Origin of the sequence: Antarctobacter albus (assembly GCF_900101505.1) — a bacterium.
GTDB lineage: Bacteria > Pseudomonadota > Alphaproteobacteria > Rhodobacterales > Rhodobacteraceae > Antarctobacter > Antarctobacter albus.
The window spans coordinates 407,613-425,385 of sequence record NZ_FMZI01000001.1; the positions used below are offsets into that span (position 1 = coordinate 407,613).

14 protein-coding genes are annotated in these 17,773 nt (G+C 65.1%); 11 read left to right on the plus strand and 3 right to left on the minus strand.

The genetic code is table 11. From position 1 onward, the window contains the following. Positions 1-10: 10 nt before the first annotated feature. Positions 11-1,180, minus strand: coding sequence for an OmpP1/FadL family transporter (locus BLQ71_RS01965; RefSeq protein ID WP_043139071.1), 1,170 nt, complete (start codon positions 1,178-1,180; stop codon positions 11-13). 166 nt (positions 1,181-1,346) lie between these two features. Further along, positions 1,347-2,210, minus strand: coding sequence for a DMT family transporter (locus BLQ71_RS01970; RefSeq protein ID WP_074620525.1), 864 nt, complete (start codon positions 2,208-2,210; stop codon positions 1,347-1,349). A 174-nt stretch (positions 2,211-2,384) separates the two neighbouring features. Between BLQ71_RS01970 and BLQ71_RS01975 the strand changes: the two genes are divergently transcribed. Continuing rightward, positions 2,385-2,801, plus strand: coding sequence for a VOC family protein (locus BLQ71_RS01975; protein WP_069208362.1), 417 nt, complete (start codon positions 2,385-2,387; stop codon positions 2,799-2,801). A gap of 98 nt (positions 2,802-2,899) precedes the next feature. Here BLQ71_RS01975 and BLQ71_RS01980 read toward each other — a convergent pair whose 3' ends face one another. Continuing rightward, entirely contained in the window at positions 2,900-3,214 is a 315-nt protein-coding gene (locus BLQ71_RS01980) for a DUF1476 domain-containing protein (RefSeq protein ID WP_043139064.1), read from the minus strand. Between the two features lie 180 nt (positions 3,215-3,394). Here BLQ71_RS01980 and purC point away from each other — a divergent pair, with 180 nt between their 5' ends. From purC to BLQ71_RS02030, 10 genes are all read left to right on the plus strand, one after another. Next, on the plus strand, positions 3,395-4,156 hold the full coding sequence (gene purC, locus BLQ71_RS01985) for a phosphoribosylaminoimidazolesuccinocarboxamide synthase (protein WP_043139061.1): 762 nt from the start codon (positions 3,395-3,397) through the stop codon (positions 4,154-4,156). Beyond that, positions 4,156-4,491 (plus strand): hypothetical protein, encoded by a 336-nt coding sequence (locus BLQ71_RS01990; protein ID WP_074620526.1) that lies wholly within the window; start codon positions 4,156-4,158, stop codon positions 4,489-4,491. The genes purC and BLQ71_RS01990 overlap by 1 nt, the downstream gene beginning before the upstream one ends. A gap of 61 nt (positions 4,492-4,552) precedes the next feature. Then, a complete protein-coding gene (locus BLQ71_RS01995) occupies positions 4,553-5,419 on the plus strand; it encodes a trypsin-like serine peptidase (protein WP_133066104.1) in 867 nt (288 codons plus the stop codon). Between the two features lie 89 nt (positions 5,420-5,508). Continuing rightward, positions 5,509-7,755, plus strand: a complete 2,247-nt coding sequence (locus BLQ71_RS02000) for a trypsin-like peptidase domain-containing protein (protein WP_074620528.1) — start codon at positions 5,509-5,511, stop codon at positions 7,753-7,755. Between the two features lie 78 nt (positions 7,756-7,833). Then, positions 7,834-10,419, plus strand: coding sequence for a trypsin-like peptidase domain-containing protein (locus BLQ71_RS02005; RefSeq protein WP_074620529.1), 2,586 nt, complete (start codon positions 7,834-7,836; stop codon positions 10,417-10,419). Positions 10,420-10,612: 193 nt separating this feature from the next. Further along, positions 10,613-13,894, plus strand: a complete 3,282-nt coding sequence (locus BLQ71_RS02010; protein ID WP_083342119.1) for a right-handed parallel beta-helix repeat-containing protein — start codon at positions 10,613-10,615, stop codon at positions 13,892-13,894. 114 nt (positions 13,895-14,008) lie between these two features. Then, positions 14,009-14,239: a phosphoribosylformylglycinamidine synthase subunit PurS gene (purS, locus tag BLQ71_RS02015; protein ID WP_043139176.1), complete on the plus strand. Its 231-nt coding sequence runs from the start codon at positions 14,009-14,011 to the stop codon at positions 14,237-14,239. Next, positions 14,239-15,276, plus strand: coding sequence for a zinc-binding dehydrogenase (locus tag BLQ71_RS02020; protein ID WP_069208357.1), 1,038 nt, complete (start codon positions 14,239-14,241; stop codon positions 15,274-15,276). Before purS ends, BLQ71_RS02020 begins: the two co-directional genes overlap by 1 nt. 28 nt (positions 15,277-15,304) lie before the next feature. Then, positions 15,305-15,970, plus strand: a complete 666-nt coding sequence (gene purQ / locus BLQ71_RS02025) for a phosphoribosylformylglycinamidine synthase subunit PurQ (protein ID WP_043139042.1) — start codon at positions 15,305-15,307, stop codon at positions 15,968-15,970. Positions 15,971-16,007: 37 nt separating this feature from the next. Then, complete coding sequence (locus BLQ71_RS02030) at positions 16,008-17,768, plus strand: sensor histidine kinase (protein ID WP_052244339.1); 1,761 nt, start codon at positions 16,008-16,010, stop codon at positions 17,766-17,768. The last annotated feature ends 5 nt before the right edge of the window (positions 17,769-17,773 follow it).

The following is a 17,773-nucleotide window of genomic DNA, read 5'->3' on the forward strand; positions in this document are numbered from 1 at the left end:
AGGTGCAGGATCAGAAGTTGACCGCGATCTTCATGCCGACGCCGATGGCGTGGTTGTCGTCAAAGGAGGTCGCGGGCGAGAAGGGGCCGACCTCGGTTTCCGCTTCGCCGATGCGGACATAGCGCACGCCGCCGGAAATCTCGTACTTGCCCTGGGTATAGGCGGCGCCGAGTCCGACGCTCCAGTTGCCGTTGGTCGGTCCCAGGTTCGAGGCGAAATTGCTGTTTGCCGGCTCGTAGCCGACCGAGACGGAGCCGGCCCAGTTCTCGTTGAAGCGGCGGCCGACGCCGAGGTTATAGGTGATCGTGTCATCCTGGTAGGAGACAAGCGCAACCCCCGGGCCGCCGGCCAGCGCGCCGGTCAGGGCGTCGTAATCGGTGGGACGGATTTCGAACTCGCTCCAGTCGACCCAGCGGACAGAACCGAAGAGCAGCGTGTCCGGGGCGATGCCGGTCTGGAATTCCAGGTTCACCGATTGCGGCGTCTTGATTCCGGTGGTCGAGCTGTTGGCGAGGCCGATGGCCGAGCTTTCGACCGTCGGCAGATCGTGCTGGATCCCCGAGTTGTAGGTCAGCGCGACGCGCAGGGCGATGTCGGGCCGTTCATAGGCGGCCCCCAGCAGGTAACCCCACCCCGCGTCGCGCTGGGTATCCGCGCTATAGGGGGTGCCGGCCAGCGGTCCGACGGGCAGCGTGATGTAGGGAATGAAGGCCTCGGCGGTGAGGCGCTGGTAGCGGACGCCGCCATGCACGCTGAAGTTCTCGTTGAACTTGTACCGCGCGACGGCGGTCAGGCCTTCGGACTGCAGCTTGGCTGTGGCGCTAGAGGCGAAGTAGCCGGTGCCGGTGTCGTATTCCACGTCGGCGCCGAAGGGCTGTTCAAGGATCAGGGCGACCGAGAACTTGTCGTTGTAGTCGTGTTTCAGCGCGGCGCCGAACTGCAGGTAGCTGTTCGTCATGTCGCCGGACTTGCTGCCCGCCGTCGAGCCGCCCAGTGCCGGGGGAAAGGTGACGACCTGCATGCCGGACACGTTCGGCGAAACCGAGCCAAAGCTGAACTCGGCATAAGTGCCTTTTTCGAAGATCACGCCGATCGATTGGCCCGAACGGTCGATGCCGCCGGCTTGCGCCGCCAGCGGTGCCAGCGCCAGCGCGCCCACCCCTATAAGTCGATTTATCATTTTGTCCCTCTATCCCTGAGTGTGGGAAGTCTCCTGTGGATAAGCTATTGAGGGGTTAACGAAACGGTCAATCTGTGACGAAACGTCAGCAACCGTGTCCGCAACGCAACGTCACGAAATTGTAACACCTTGCGCGGGGCGGCGTTGGTCCCGGAAAAGGCCCTGTTTACCGGGTCTTGCGCGTTTCGAACCAGATGTTCGCATAGTTGGCGCCGAAGATGACCAGCGCGCCCAGCAGGACCAGCGGGTCCAGCGCCTCGGCGTAGACCAGCATGCCGACCAGCGCGATCACCGGCAGGCGGGCAAAGTCGATGGGCATGACCACCGTCGCAGGCGCCAGCGAGAGCGCCGTGGTCAGGCAGAAATGCGCAACCAGCCCGGCGAAGGCGATCAGCACCACCCAGGGCAGGCTGTCGGCGGCGGGCAGGGCGATGTCGCCGTCGATGCCCGCGCAGACGAGACCGAAAGCCGCCTGCATGACGGTCAGCCAGAAGAGGATGCAGGTGATCCGCTCGGTTCGGGTCAGCAGCCGGGTAAAGACCGCAGAGCCGGCAAAGCCGATGGCCGCCAGCGCGGCGGTGAGCTGGCCGATATCGGCTGTCTCGGGCGAGGGGCGGGTGACGATCAGGATGCCGATAAAGCCCAGGATCGCCGCGCCCACGCGGTTCGGCGTCAGCCTTTCGCCCAGGATCAGCGCGCTCAGCAGCATGACCCAGAAGGGCGAAGTGAACTCGATTGCGAAGACCTGGGCCAGCGGGATCGCGGTGATCGAGAAGAACCACAGGTTCTGGCCGGAAAAGTGGAAGAGGTTGCGCAGCAGGTGGGTGCGCATGTTGCGGGTCGTTATGTGGGACAGGGTGCCCGCCATGCCGGCCACGGACAGCACGATCGCGATGCCGATGAGCGACCGGTACAGCATGATCTCGAAGGTATCGAGATCGAGGCTGACCGCGCGCCCGGCGATGGCCATGACGGTGAAAGAGGCGATGGCCCCTGTCATCCAGAGGCAGCCGCGCAAGGTGTCGTGCATTAAGGGAGGTCCCGTTCCGTATCTGCCGCGCATCTGTGCAGAGCGGCGCGGAAATGTCCAGACCGGCGGGGTGGTGCGGACGGAACGGGGTATATTGTCCCGCCCCCGACCCTGACCTACAACAAGACGGACAGCGACGGCGAATGACCAAATGTCCGGAAAGAAGAGCCAGTAATGATTGCCTATGTCACGGTGGGGACGGATAATATCGCGCGTTCCAAACGGTTTTATTCCGCCTTCCTGCCCGCCCTGGGCTATGACCTGGCCGAGGGGCCGGAAGGGTTGAGCTATTGCCTGCCCGTGCAGGCGGGCCAGCCTGTCGCCTTGCCTGATTTCTACGTCAAGCCGACCTTCGATGGGGGGCCGGCAACGGCCGGAAACGGATCCATGATCGCCTTCGAGGCGCGCAGTCAAAAACAGGTGCGGGACCTCCATGCCGCCGCGCTTGACGCGGGCGGGACCGACGAAGGCCAGCCCGGCTTTCGGGCGTCATATGGGCCGAACTTCTATGTGGGCTACCTGCGCGACCCTCAGGGCAACAAGATTGCCCTGTTCTCCAGCGACCCGAAAGAACCGGGCCGGGACGGCTAGAAACGGGACGGCTGGAACGAGTGGGGCGCGGCGACGCTTGCCCACAAAAAAGGCCAGCCGCGTGGCGGCTGGCCTGGCAATGTCCCTGCAAGAAACCCTCAGGCCTCTTTCATGATCTGGTCCTTGGCCATGACCAGCAGCGCCGCGCGTTTGGAGCGGATCTCGTCCGCGGTGGCCTTGTCGCCCAGGTCGCCCGCGACCTTGCGCACCACGTCCTCGTGGCCGGCTTCCTCGAAATCGGCCTTGATGACCTCGACGGCATAGGCATCGGCGTCAGAGCCGGTCTTGCCCAGCAGTTCGGCCGCCCAGAGCCCCAGAAGCTTGTTGGCGCGGGCCTCGGCCTTGAACTTCATTTCCTCGTCGTGGGCATACTTGTTCTCGAACGCGTTTTCGCGATCGTCGAAGGTGGTCATGAGCGCGGCTCCCTCGGCAACGTGACTTTCCCTTGGATATGCCGCTCCGGGGCGCGCGGTGCAAGGGGCAGAAGCGCCGCAGCCCGCGCCCGACTTGCAGCATGACGGGCTCTGTAATAAGGAAAACGCCACCGCGCCCGGATTCTCCTTGCGCGGTCTATCCGTTTGGAAAGGGCCCCGATGGCACGGCGCAAGAAAATCTACGAAGGCAAGGCGAAGATCCTGTATGAAGGCCCCGAACCGGGCACCATCGTGCAATATTTCAAGGATGACGCCACCGCTTTCAACGCCGAGAAGAAGGACGTGATCGAGGGCAAGGGGGTGCTGAACAACCGCCTGTCCGAGTTCTTCATGACCGGGCTGAACGGCATCGGTGTCCCGACCCATTTCATCAAGCGGCTGAACATGCGCGAACAACTGGTCCGTGCCTGCGAGATCGTGCCGCTGGAAATAATCGTGCGCAACTATGCCGCCGGGTCGATGTCCAAGCGACTGGGGATCGAGGAGGGCACAGCCCTGCCGCGTCCGATCGTCGAATACTGCTACAAGGACGACAAGCTGGGCGATCCGCTTGTGACAGAGGAACATATTGCCGCCTTCGGCTGGGCCAGCCAGCAGGACATGGACGATATCGTGGCGCTGGCGCTGCGCGTGAACGATTACCTGTCGGGCCTGATGTACGGCGTCGGCATCCGGCTGGTGGACTTCAAGATCGAGGTCGGCCGGGTCTATGACGGCGATTACCAGCGCCTGATCGTGGCGGACGAGATCTCGCCCGACAGCTGCCGGCTGTGGGACATAGAGTCCGGCCAGAAGCTGGACAAGGACGTGTTCCGGCATGACCTGGGCAACCTCGCGGATGCCTATACCGAGGTGGCGCGCCGCCTGGGCGTGATGCCGAAATCCGCGACGCATATGGCAAAGCCCAAGCTCATCAACTGATGTTCGGCCTGTTCCGCAAGCGAAAGGCCCCCAACCAGGCGCGCAACGACGCATTGAGGGCAGAGCTTGCGGCGCGGGGCGATGACGGCACCGGGGTGCGGCGCGTGGTGCATCGCGCCACGCCCAGCCCGGCGGGCGACATCAACGCCACGGTGGTTCAGGATTTCCTGGCCATCAAGGGATTCCAACTCACCGAAGCCGAGGGCGGTGGTTTTGCCTTTGCCGAGGACCGTGCCGTGGCGGGTGAGGACTTCGATGCCCATACTGACGAGCTGGACAAGGCGCTGGCCGGGTGGCGATGGCGCTATGAGGGCTGGAGCTGTCCGGGGGCGTGACGTCGTCCTTGACGGATGGTGTTTCCCGCAGCACATCTGCCTGGCCAATGTGTACGGATCAATGATGTTCAGAACGGTTGCAGTTGTTTTCGCCCTGGCGGTCCTGATGCTTGGTCTGCCGGTGCCTGCGGCGCAGGCGCAGCCGTTCGAAGGCGATCCCCTGGCCTTTGGCCGCATTGTCCAGCCGGTTCCGGTCCGGTCGGTCAGGGTCGGTGCCGCGGGGACGCGGGACATGAACGAGCCGCTGTCGGCCTTTGCCGATACAAGCCCGATGCGCATGGCCGCCCGGTCCGTCGGGCGGCTGGATGTCCTATACGCCAGCAATGGCAACAAGGTCCGTCACTGCACCGCCGTCATCGTGGACGAGGCGTTTGTGCTGACCTCCGACCTCTGCCTGCCCGTCGAGGGAGGCATCGTGGCCATGACGCTGGTGATGGGCTTTGATGACGGTGAGATGCCCTCCGTGGCGCAGGTCTACACTGTCGATCACCGTCCGATCGAGATCGACCGAGAGACGGGTTACGCGCTCTTGCAGGTCTTTGGCGCGCCGTCGCTGCGTTTTGGCGCTGTCCGGTTCGCGTTGCGCCCGGTTCTGGGCGCGCAGCCGATGTGGATGATCGGCCATCCGGTGGCAGGCCCGCTGCGGATCGCACGCCTTGGATGTGCGGCGACCGACCCCGCCGTGACCCCGGACGGCCGGCTGGGCCATCGCTGCGATACCCTGCCGGGCACCTCGGGCGCGCCGCTCTTCGATATTTCGGGGCCGATCGCGGTTTCTGCCTTGCACCGTTCGGGGAACGGGCCCGAGGGAGACGCCGTGGCGGTGCCCGTCGCGCGGATCATCGAGGCCAGCCCGCGGATCGCTCGGATCGCCCGGGAACAGCTAAGGACCTGCCGGCCGGGGCCGGGCGACGACTGCCTGCCCTAGGTATGCAACGGGGTGGTGGAAAACCCACCCTTGGTCTTTGACCCGTGTCGGCCTAGCCTAGGGGAAACCTCAATCTAAGCGAGGTCCCCGTGATCCGACGCTGTGCCTTTGTTCTTTCCCTGCTCTGTGCCGCGCCGCTCGCGGCCCAGCCCGTCGAATTCGACCCTGCCGATTTCGGCAAGGTCATCCTGGCGCCGAGGCAATCCGCCGGTGGCGGCGGCCTGACCTTTGAACAGGCCTTTGGCGACTACCAGAACGAGCCGATCCTGACCTATGGCGAAAACAGCCTGCCGCGTCGTCTGGGCCGACCCGTGGGGCGGCTGGATGTCCTGTATGACAACGGCAAGACCGGTGTCTGCACCGCCTTCATCGTGGATGCGCAACATATCCTGACCAACAACCACTGCATCCCCGGCGTCGGGGGTGCGGGGGTCGAGGCGGCGCAGTTCGTCGCCGGTTTCGTGGACGGGGCACAGGCGCGCGGGGCGGAAAAATTCCAGGTCTCGACCAGGCCGGTCGAGACCAGCGTGCCGCTGGACTATTCCGTTCTGCGCGTCTTTGGCGATCCCTCGGCCCGCTTTGGCAAGGTCGACCTGGCCGTTGAGGCGCCCGAGGACGCGGAGCTGCTCTGGATCATCGGCCATCCGCAGGGGCAGGCGCAGCATATCAGCCGCGAGGGCTGTGCCGCCGACGATCCGGCCGTGTCGCCAGAAGGCAAGCTGGTGCACAGTTGTGACACGCTGGGCGGCAACTCCGGCTCGCCGGTCTTTCGGATCACCGACCGCAAGGTCGTGGCGCTGCATCATGCGGGCGACAATCGGACGGGCTATAATTTTGCCATCCCGATGGCGCGTATCCTCGCCGAAAGCGCGGTGCTGAAGGCGGCGGTGCCGGTGGCGCCCGTTCCAAAGGCGCCGCAGGTGGATGCCCGTTGCGAAGCGATGCTGGAGGCCGCACCGGACTATGGCTGCGCGGGCTACGAGACCTTTCTTGAAACCTGCGAGGCGCATCCGCTGGCGGCAATGGTGTCGCGTCACGCGGAGCGGGTCTGCGAGCTGGAGGCGGCAGAGGACGCGCGCCGTCTTGCCGCCGTGCCGGAAGAAAAGGCGCCCGACGCCCCTGCGGTGGCCAAACCGCCGATTGAAGAAACCGCGCGCGACGATGCACCGCCTGCCGAAGCAGATGCGATTGCGCCGGAAGCCCCGGCAGAGGACATCGTCGACCTCGACGCGCTGTCGCGGGATGAGTTGGAAGACTGGGCCAGAAAGACGGCCCGCGACATCGAAGAGGTGCTTGACGATACCGGATGGGCCCGGGCCGACGCGATCAACGCGAGAATCCTGACCGAGATGTTCGCCGAGGCGATGGACGAAAACCCCCTTGCTGCGCCCGCGCGCGCGGCCGTCGCGCCCCATGTGGCGAAGATCCTGGAGATCCATGCCAAGGTCGAGGAGATCTACGGGGCGCGTGACCTGGAGGACAAGAGGATCCTGGCGCGTGTGCGGGGCGACCTTGCCGTCATTCGCGAAGGCACAGAGGCCGCCGCGCGCGAGGCGGCGGCGGACTTGCTGGCGAAACTCCAGCTTTACAAGACTGAGAGAGACCGGCTGTCGCCGCTGGCGACGGAAGCAAAAGAACAGCGGGAAGCGGCGATGAAAGCCTTGTCCGCCACGCTGATCGAACCCGATCCCGGCCCGCTGGCCGGGTTGCAGTTTGTGATGCGCGAGCGCACCACGTTTTTCACCGAGGACGAGTTGGATGACTCCAGCGCCCTGGATGTCGCCTATCACTTTCTGCCCGCACCAGATGGGCATGTGGCCTATTTGTGGTGCGAGGAGGGCAACAGCAAATGCCAGGGTTTTGTGCAACGCGATGGGTTCAAGTTCGTCGCAGCCGACTATTCCGCGCGTGTTTTGGAACCGGGAAAGGGCGCAACCGCGGCGGACATCCTGAATGACCGCGCCGCCTCGAAAGTTGAAACTACGGAAGAGACGGGCGGTCCGTTCTACCCGATGCGCAACGGCAAGCGCATGACATGGACCGAAAACTGGGACTGGGACACCGATCCCGAACCAGAGGCTATCTATCGCATGTCCCTCGTGCAGCGGTGCTGCGAAATCTATGCCACGTCGAACTCCGGGCGGCGGTTGGTCTGGGAAATCGAATACACTTTTGAAACCGACAACCTGCAGGCAAGCTATACCGATTGGTTTGATCCGGGTCTGGGCTGGGTCATCAGTTCAAGAGGCAGGCAGGTCCAGACAGGCACGAGCAAGGGCGAACGCAGCAGAACGATCAACAAGACCCTGAGGCGGGTGATTTCGCGCCCGGATTGAGGCCAGAGATTCCGGACTTGGCGGAATGGGGTGACGGAGCGTAACCTTTGCGCACCCTTTTTCCGACGAGGCCACAAAATGCGCCATTCCGTCTTGAGTGTCTTTCTGACCGCCATGCTCGCCGCGCCGCTCGCCGCGCAGCCGGTGGAATTCGATCCCGCCGATTTCGGCAAGATCGTCGTGGCCAAACGCCAGTCGGCGGGCACGGGGTTCGTGTTGGAACAGGCCTTTGGCGACTACCAGAACGAGCCTGTCATCTCTTACGGCGAGAAAAGCATCGCGCGCAGGCTCGGGCGCCCTGTGGGGCGGCTGGATGTGCTCTACAAGAACGGCAAGACCGGCTATTGCACCGCCTTCATCGTCGACACGCAGCACCTTGTGACCAACAATCACTGTATCCCGGGCATTGACGGCACGGGCGTGCAGGCGGCGCAGTTCGTCGCGGGCTATGTCGATGCCGCCAAGCCCGACACGGCCGAGAAATTCCAGGTGGGGCTGGAGCCGCTTGAGACCAGCGCCGCGCTGGATTACTCGGTCCTGCGTGTCTTCGGGGATCCCTCGGCGCGCTATGGCACCGTCGAACTGGCCGATGCCGATCCCGATCCGTCGGAATTCCTCTGGATCATCGGCCACCCGCAGGGGCAGGCCCAGCACATCAGCCGCGAGGGCTGTGCCGCGGGCGATCCGCCGGTCTCGACCGAGGGCAAGGTGGTCCATACCTGCGACACGCTGGGGGGCAACTCGGGCTCTCCCGTGTTCCGGATTTCCGACCGGCAGGTCGTGGCGCTGCACCACGCGGGCGACAACCGCACCGGGTTCAACTTTGCCATCCCGATGACCCGCATTCTCAAGGAAAGTGCGATCCTCAAGGCCGCCGCCCCGGCCCGTCCGCCGGAAGTGCCCAAGGGGCAGGGCGCCTGCGAGGTTCTCTGGACAGCGGCGGAACAGCATGGATGCCTCGGCTACCAGACCTTCCTGGCCCAGTGTGGGGAGCACCCGCTTGCGCCGCTGGCGCAGGGGCTGGCAGACCGGACTTGCAAGCTGGCCGAGGAAACAGACCCCGACCCGGTCGACACCGACAAGGCCGATGTCCTGAAGGCCCGCATCGACGAGGCCCTGCGTACCGCCGAATTGCAGCGGGCCGAAATCTCGCGCGAGGTCAGCGCCGCCGAACGCGCGGTGCTGAGCCTTGAAGGCACGGTCAACCGGGCCCGGGCCCGTGCCGGTGACGCCGAGTCCTCCTTCGATCCGGGCAGCGCCGAGGTGTCGGCGCTTTGGGACCGGATCACGCAGCGCCTGCGCACCCCGCTGACCGAGGCGCAGGAACGCGCCCGCGTGATGCCGACGCTGCTCAGCTCGATCGACCGGGAACTTGACGTGCTGCGCGGCGCCACGACCGAGGCCGAGATCGAGTCCGTCCTGAAACGCACCGCCACCCTGGCAGAGTCCAGCCGCGAGCGCCTGGCCTTTGTCTCTTCGCGCAAGAGCGAGGCCGAAACCCTGTTCAAGGATGGAGAGTTGCGCGCCGTGGCCATGCTGAAGGACGCGGTGCAGGATCAACGCTCTGCCGCGTTGCGCCGCACGATCGACCGGGCGCTGATCAAGGCCAACGATGCCCGCCGGGCGATGACCGTGGATCATGAAGAGGCCAAGGAATTGCTGGCGCTCTACGAGGCCCTCGTGAACCGGGCCAGGACGCAGGCCGCCACCGCCCGCCGGTCCGGCGGTCCCGGCGATGCCGAGGCGGCCGATGTCTGGGAAAGCCTTGGGCGCGGGCTGGCCGGTGAAACGCTACGGGTGAAAGCCCGCGTCGAGGGCATGGAGCGATTTGGCCGCGCCATCGGCAGCGGGCTGGAGACCATCCGCAAGGCCGGCACCGAGGCCGAGGTCCTCCAGGCGCTGGCGCGTATCGAAAGCACGGCAGGGCTGGCTGACGACTGGCTTTCGGTGGTCGAGGCGCATCTCGCGGACGCCCGCGAACAGTTCGCCGTGACCGAGGTCCGTGTCGCGGCACTGCGGCTGGAGGCCGAAGAGGCCGCCGCCCGCCCGCCGATCGTCGTCCGCTGCCTGGAGGTTTCCATGCCCGTGTTCGCGGTCGAGGGGATCACCGGCGTGTCGCGCGAGGATTTCGACGCCGATGCGGCGGAACTGGCCTGCAGCGCGGCGCGCAAGGTCAGCGACGATCCTGCGGTGCACTACGGCTATGCTCGGGCGATGATCACAAAGAAGCGCTATGGCGAGGCGCTTCCGATCCTGCAGAACCCGCGCATGTCCGGCTTCATGCCTGCGCGCTATTCGCTGGGGGTGGCCTATAACAGCGGGCTGGGTGTCCGGAAGGATTTTGACCGGGCGCTGGCCATCTACCGCGAGACCGCGGCGGCGGGGCTGCCGCAGGGCAAGTTCTCGCTGGGGGTTTACTACAGCCTTGGCCGTGCGGTGCGTGCGGACCACGTCCAGGCGGCGCGCTACCTGGTCGAGTCCATCGCCGACGGCTATGCCCATCCGATCACCCAGTTGCACAAGCTGCCCAATGCCACCACGCGAGAGATCCAGCGAGAGCTGGTGCGGCGCGGCTACCTGGGGGCAGGGCAGGTGGATGGCGCCTTTGGCCCGACCACGCGCGGCGCGCTGGAGCGGCTTCAGCAGGCGTCCGGGCGCGGGTGATCACGCAGGCGTGACCGGGACGATTGCAGCGGCGCGATGCGCCGCTGTTTCGTCTTTTGAAACACAGTGATCGTTGCCCGAATCCCCCTGATAGAGGGCGCTGGCGCCACGTCAGGCAAGGAATTCTTTACTTGGCGGCAGGGTCGCGATCAAAGTAGTTTCAAACAGTATTCTTTCCAACGGGGACATTATCATGCGTCAACTCATGTCAGCACTCGCACTTTGTGCAGGGGCGGCGGCCGCATTCGGCCCAGCCGTTGCGCAGCAGGCTCCCGCCGAATTCGATCCCGCAGACTTTGGCAAGATCGTCATCCAGCCGCGTCAGTCGGCGGGCGGAGACGGGCTTGTCTTCGAGCAGGCCTTCGGCGACTACCAGAACGAGCCGATCATCAAGTACGGCGAGAACAGCCCGATCATCAAGCTGGGCCGCCCGATCGGCCGCCTGGACATGTTGTTCAAGAACGGCAAGACGGGCTTCTGCACCGCCTTCATCGTCGACGATCAGCACATCCTGACAAACCACCACTGCATTCCGGGCATGGACGGCGATCCCACCGGTCGTGACAGCGGCGTGCAGGCGGCGCAGTTCGTCGCCGGTTTCATCAAGCCGGGAAGCTCGGAAGGGGTGGACCGCTATACCGTCAGCCCGCAGATCATCGAGACCAACCGCGAGTTGGACTACACGGTGCTGCGCGTCTTCGGAAACCCGTCGACCAAGTACGGCAAGCTGAAACTGGCCGAGGCCGACCCGCAGGACAGCGAATTCCTCTGGATCATCGGCCACCCGCAGGGCCAGGCCCAGCACATCAGCCGCGAAGGCTGTGCCGCCGCGATCCCGGCGATCTCCGCCGAGGGCAAGCTTATGCACAGCTGTGACACGCTGGGCGGCAACTCCGGCTCGCCTGTCATCCGCCTGAGCGACCATGCCGTGATCGGCCTGCACCACGCGGGCGACAGCCGCACCGGCTTCAACATGGCGATCCCCATGACCCGCATCCTGCCGCAAAGCCGCGTGCTCAAGGCGACTGCGGGCGGTGGCACTGTCGTCGATCCCGATCCGGACAAGACCGTGCGGATCGATCCGGGCCGCGACCATGCGCAGGCCTGTTCTGCCATGTGGGCCGAGGCCAAGATCCTGGGCTGTGCTGGCTACGAAGTCTACGCCTCCGAATGTGGCGATCACACCTTTGCCCCGATGGCGCAGCGCATCATCGAGCGTGAGTGTTCCATCCCCGACCGGACAGTCGACACCACCAAGAAGCCCGTCGAGCACGGTGGCCCGGTCCTGACGGTCCGTCCCTCGGGTGGCGATTATTCCGACCTGTCCGCAGCGGTTGCCGCGGCAGAGCCGGGCACGCGCATCGAGGTCTACCCGGGCACCTACACCCGTGGCATCGACGTCTCGAAGTCGCTGGAAATCGTCGGTGTCGGCAACAAGCGTGACATCGTCCTGAAGGTCGCCGACGACAACGCGATCCGCTGGACCGCGGAATCCGGCCTGGTCTCGAACCTCTCGATCCACCAGGACGGCGGCAAGTTCTTCAACTTCCACGTCGCGGCGGGGTCTGTCATCATCGAGAACAACGACATGACCTCCAAGGGCCTGGCGGTTCTGGCGATCCGTGCCAACAATGGTGCCACTGTCCGCAACAACACCATCCGCGACGGTGCGCAGGGCGGTATCTTCATGTTCGAGGCCGGCAAGGCGACGCTCGAAGGCAACACGATCTTCGGCAACTCGCTGGCAGGCCTGGAGCTGAAAGAGGGCGCCGATCCGGTCGTCAAGGGCAACACCTTCCGCGATGGCGGCGGGTCGGGCATCTTCATCAACGAAGGTGGCAAGGGCCGGTTCGAAGGCAACACGATCTTCAACAACTCGCTGTCGGGGATCGAGGTGAAGGCCGCCGACAACCCGATGATCTCGGGCAACACCATCCGTGACGGTCAGCAGGGCGGCATCATGGCCTCCGACGGCGCCGTGGCGCGCATCACCGGCAACGAGATCTACGGCAACGCCTATGCCGGGATCGAGATCAAGACCGATGCAAACCCGCAGGTCTACAACAACAAGGTGCGTGACGGTCAGCAGTCGGGGATCTACGTCCACGACGGTGGCCGCGGTGTGATCGAGAACAACGAGATCTTCCGCAACGGCTTCTACGGTGTGTCGGTCAAGGGCGACTCGAACCCGACGGTCCGCGACAACAAGATCTTCGGCAACATCTACGAGGCGATCCGCATCCGTGAAGGCGGCGGCGGCACCTACGAGCGCAACGACCTGTCGGGCAACACCGCCGGCACGTTCCGCATCGAACCCGATGCCGGCAAGGTCATCCGCATCGGCAACATCGAGGGCCCCGGCCAGGTCACCCGTGACCCGGATCCGGTCAGCACCAACGTCGTGACGGTCAAGGCCTCGGGTGGCGGTGACTACTCCAGCCTGGCGGATGCTGTCCGCGCGGCAGAGCCGAACGCCCGCATCGAGGTCTATCCCGGCGTCTACACCCAGGGCATCGACGTGTCGAAGCCGCTGGAAATCGTCGGGGTCGGTCCGGTCCAGGACATCATCCTGCGGGTGGCCGATGACAACGCGATCCGCTGGACCGCAGAGTCGGGCCGTGTGGCGCGTCTCTCGATCCACCAGGACGGCGGCAAGTTCTTCAACTTCCACGTCGCGGCGGGGTCGGTCATCATCGAGGACAACGACATGACCTCGAAGGGCCTGGCGGTTCTGGCGATCCGTGACAACAAGGATGCCACGGTGCGTCGCAACACCATCCACGACGGTGCGCAGGGCGGTATCTTCATGTTCGAGGCCGGCAAGGCGACGATCGAGGGCAACACGATCTTCGGCAACTCGCTGGCAGGCCTGGAGCTGAAAGAAGGCGCCGACCCGATCGTCAAGGGCAACACCTTCCGCGATGGCGGCGGTTCGGGCATCTTCATCAACGAAGGTGGCAAGGGCCGGTTCGAAGGCAACACGATCTTCAACAACTCGCTGTCGGGGATCGAGGTGAAGGCTGCGGACGATCCGCTGATCACGGGCAACACCATCCGTGACGGTCAGCAGGGCGGCATCATGGCCTCCGACGGCACAATTGCCCGGATCTTCAACAACGAGATCTACGGCAACGCCTATGCCGGGATCGAGATCAAGACCAATGCCAACCCGACGGTCAATGACAACATCCTGCGCGATGGTCAGCAGTCGGCGATCTACGTCCATGACGGTGGCCGCGGCGTGATCGAGAACAACGAGATCTTCCGCAACGGCTTCTACGGTGTGTCCGTCAAGGGCAAGTCGACCCCGCTGGTGCGTGGCAACAAGATCTTCGGCAATGTCTACGAGGCGATCCGTGTCCGCGAAGGCGGTGGCGGCACCTACGAGAACAACGATCTGACCGGCAACACAGCCGGGGCCTTCCGGATCGAGGCGGACGCGGGCAACGTCATCCGCCGCGGTAACAAGGAATAAGCGGTCCTCACGGACTGTCACGGCGCCGCCCCTTCGGGGGCGGCGTTTTTCTTTGCCCTTGCATTCCCGCGCGTGATGCGGTTCCTGCCCAACAAGACAAGCAAGGGGATGATCATGAAAGTGCGCGTGCATGTGATGCTCAAGGACGGTGTTCTGGATCCGCAGGGTGAGGCGGTGCGCCATGCGCTTGGCGCCCTCGGCTTTGACGGGGTCGGATCGGTGCGCCAGGGCAAGGTGATCGAGATGGATCTCGCCGATGGCACCTCCGAGGCGACCGTGGGTGAGATGTGCGAAAAGCTGCTCGCCAATACCGTGATCGAAAGCTACCGCATCGAGGTCCTGTGATGCGCGCGGCCGTCCTGAGCGAGTACCAGGCGCCGCTGAGTATCGAGACCCGCCCCGATCCCTCCTGTCCGGAGGACGGCGTCGTGCTCAAGGTCCTGGCCTGCGGTGTCTGCCGCTCGGACTGGCATGGCTGGATGGGCGAGCACCCGCGTGTGAAACCGGGCGCCATCGGCGGGCATGAATTCTGCGGCGAGGTGGTCGAGGCCGGCCCGCGCGCGCAATTCGCGGTGGGCGACGTCCTTGTCGCGCCCTTCCTCCTGGGGTGCGGGACCTGCAACGACTGCCGGGCAGGGGCCCAGCATACTTGCAACGACATGGTCTACCCCGGCATCGGCTCTGACGGGGCCTTTGCCGAATACGTCGCCGTGCCGCGCGATTTCAACCTGTCGCGCCTGCCCGAGTTCATGACGCCGCGCACCGCCGCCGGGCTGGGCTGCCGCGTGATGACCTCTTGGCACGCGCTGACCGACCGCGCGGCGCTGCAGCCGGGCGAATGGCTGGCGGTTCACGGAACCGGGGGCATCGGGCTGGCGGCTTTGCTGATCGGCAAGGCGATGGGCGCGCGGGTGATCGCCGTGGACGTGGTGCGCGAAAAGCTGGACCACGCGCTGGCACATGGGGCTGACGCGGTTGTCGATGCCTCTGACGGCAAGGCGCACCGGGCCATCAAGGAACTGACCGGCGGCGGCGCCCATGTTTCGATCGAGGCGGTGGGCATCGCGGCCACGACCAATGCTTCGATCAAGTGCCTGCGCCCGCTTGGGCGCCATGTTCAGGTTGGTATGCCCATCGGCCATACGGCGACGATGGAGATCGACATGAACGGCATCTTCATGAAGAATCTCGCCGTTTACGGGTCGCGCGGAATGCCGCCCTGGCGTTACGAACAACTGTTCAGCCTGATCCAGTCCGGTGCCGTCGACATGGCACCGATGATCGGACGCGAGATCGGCCTGGGCCAGGTCTCGGACGAGCTTGCCGCCTTCAACGGGCCGACGCCGCCGGGCGTGGCCGTCGTCACCGATTTCACCGCCTGACACTCACCGCCTGACAAGGAGCGTGCTGATGAAAGCTGCCGTCATCGTCTTCCCCGGGTCCAACTGCGACCGTGATCTTGCCGTTGCCTTCGAAAAGGCGGGCCTGCAGGTGCAGATGGTCTGGCACAAGGACACCGAACTGCCGGCAGGTATCGACCTGGTTGGCATCCCCGGCGGGTTCTCCTTTGGTGATTACCTGCGCTGCGGGGCCATCGCGGCCAATGCGCCCATCGTGAACGCGGTCAAGGCTCACGCGGACCGGGGCGGATACGCTCTTGGGATCTGCAATGGCTTCCAGGTGCTGACGGAAACCGGCCTGCTGCCGGGGGCGCTTCTGCGCAATGCGGGCCTGAAATACATCTGCCGCACCGTCGGCCTGCGCGCCGAGGGTGCCAGCATCTTTACCGAGGGCTATGGCCGTGGCACCGAGATCGCGCTGCCCATCGCGCATCATGACGGCAATTATTTCGCCGACGAGGCGACGCTGGACATGCTGGAAGCGGATGACCGCGTAGCCTTTCGGTATACCGACAACCCGAACGGGTCGGCGCGGGATATCGCGGGTGTGCTGTCGGCCAACCGGCGGGTGCTGGGCATGATGCCGCACCCCGAACGCGCAAGCGACGCGGCGCATGGCAACGAGGATGGTGCGCGCCTTTTCGCCCATCTGGCAGGGGCCCTGACCGCCGCCTGACTTGAGGGTGCGGCCCGCGCAGCCTATTCTGGGCGGCATGGCATCGAATGGCACCAGAACCGGACTGCGTCGCGCCGGCCCGTTCTCGGGCCGTGCGCGCATTGCGCTTGTCCTGCTGTTGCTGGCGGCCGTGGGAACGGTCTGGGTCACGAACTGGCTGCTGACCGACCGCTTTACCGAGTCCGTGCGCAACCGGGCCGAACTGCGCCTTGCGCTCTATTCGGGCAACCTGATTTCGGAACTGCGCCGCAATGCCATCGTGCCGCAACTCCTGGCCCGTGACCCGGCACTGATCGCCGCGCTGAACGCGCAGGACTACCGGCAAAGCTCGCAGCGGTTGATTTCCTTCGTGGACGAGATCGGCGCCGCCTCGCTGATGCTGCTGGACCGCGACGGGCGCACCGTGGCCGCGACAGACCGCAACCGCCTGGCCGAGTCGCACCGCGAGGCGGCCTATTTCGTCGATGCTCTGCGCTCGAACACCACGGTCTTTACCGCGCTCCCGCAAGAGACGGGAAATTTCAGCTTTACCTACGCCCGGCGCATGGAAAGCGGCGGTGAAACGGTCGGTGTCATAATGGTCGAGGTCGACCTGGCCAAGTTCGAGCGTGCCTGGGCCGGGATCACCGATGCTGTCATGGTGACAAACTCAGAGGGGCTGATCATCCTTGCGACGGAACCGCGCTGGCGCGGGCTGACGCCGACGGATGCATTGCAGCGCCAGCCCGCCGAGGGCGCGATCGAACGCGCCATCCGGGCCACCGCCGACTGGACCGCGCAGCAGGCCGACGCCTACCTGCGCGGCGAGGCGGTGATGCGGATCGACGGGCGCATCCCGTTCCGGGGCTGGACGCTTGTGACCTTCACCACCTATGCCAGCGTGCGCGAGCGGGTGAACGCCGTTTTGGCTCTGGAAATCATGGGGTTCGCTCTGTTGGCTGCCCTGGTCTTTTATGCGCTGTCGCGCAAGACCGCGATCCGGATGGCGCTGTTCCAGCGCGACGCCACCGAACTGCGCGCCCTGAACGCCCGCCTCAGCCGGGAAATCGCCGAACGTGAGCGGGTACAGAAAAACCTTGCCGTTGCGGAGCAATCTCTGGCCCAGTCCTCGAAACTGGCGGCCCTGGGCGAAATGTCCGCTGCCGTCAGCCACGAGTTGAACCAGCCGCTGGCCGCGATGAAGACCTACCTGGCCGGCGCGCGCCTTCTGCTGCGCCGCAACCGCCCGGACGAGGCGTTGAGCGCCTTTCACCGTATCGACGACCTGATCGAACGCATGGGGGCGATCACCCGCCAGCTCAAGAGTTTTGCGCGGAAAGGCCAGGAACAGCTCAGCCCCGTCGACATGGGAGAGGCGCTGGCCTCGTCCCTGGCGATGATGGAACCGCAGCTGAAATCGCGCCGTGTTAAGATCACCAAGATCCTGCCGGAAGCGCCCGTGCGCGTCATGGGGGACCGGATGCGGATCGAGCAGGTTCTGGTCAACCTCTTGCGGAACGCGCTGGACGCCACCAAGTCCGTTGATGACCCGCAGGTGGACATCATCCTGGCTGCGGGCGAAACCGCGACACTGACGGTGCGCGACAACGGAACTGGGATCGAGGACCTCGATGCGCTCTTCGAGCCCTTCTACACAACCAAGCAGCCGGGCGATGGCGTGGGCCTCGGTCTGGCGATTTCCTCGGGCATCGTCTCGGAACTGGGCGGGCGTCTGACCGCCCGCAACGGAGAGGACGGCGGTGCCGTCTTCGAGATGCAACTGCCCGTCTTGAACGAATCCACAGAAGCAGCGGAGTAAACTGC